The organism is Pseudomonas japonica (assembly GCF_013522925.1).
Lineage (GTDB): Bacteria > Pseudomonadota > Gammaproteobacteria > Pseudomonadales > Pseudomonadaceae > Aquipseudomonas > Aquipseudomonas japonica_A.
In genome coordinates, this window is sequence record NZ_JAAMQU010000044.1 from 1 (window position 1) to 604 (window position 604).

General features: G+C 51.3%; 2 tRNA genes and 1 rRNA gene. All 3 read right to left on the reverse strand.

The features are described from left to right. Window positions 1-203: 203 nt before the first annotated feature. A tRNA-Ala gene (locus tag G7016_RS24785) sits at window positions 204-279 on the reverse strand. A 7-nt stretch (window positions 280-286) separates the two neighbouring features. Beyond that, window positions 287-363, reverse strand: a tRNA-Ile gene (locus tag G7016_RS24790). 166 nt (window positions 364-529) lie between these two features. Next, window positions 530-604, reverse strand: a 16S ribosomal RNA gene (locus G7016_RS24795); the annotation flags it as partial.

Sequence of the window (604 nt, forward strand, 5' to 3'; positions counted from 1 at the left end):
GGTGAAGACAACATTCGCCGAAAATTCGCGATTCAACTCACAAATTTTACCTTAGCCTGAACACACACCAGTGAAAGTGCTGTCCAGTCTATCTTTCTATCACATACCCAAATTTTTAAAGAACGATTCTGAAAAAGATCAGAAATCAACATTCAGGCCTCGGACCGAGGGAATGCTCATTTCTAAGCTTTGACCGATGAAGGTGGTGGAGCCAAGCGGGATCGAACCGCTGACCTCCTGCGTGCAAGGCAGGCGCTCTCCCAGCTGAGCTATGGCCCCAAACAACTGGTGGGTCTGGGCAGATTCGAACTGCCGACCTCACCCTTATCAGGGGTGCGCTCTAACCAACTGAGCTACAGACCCAAATTACTGGGTTGCTGCACGCCGACCTCACCCTGCTCTTTATCCAAAAGCATGGGGTGCGCTCTAACCAACTGAGCGACAGACCGGCACGAGGCTTTCACCTAATCGTCTTTTACAAGGAATCAAGCAATTCGTGTGGGTGCTTATGGGCGGCTGTGTCGTCGATTAAGGAGGTGATCCAGCCGCAGGTTCCCCTACGGCTACCTTGTTACGACTTCACCCCAGTCATGAATCACACCGT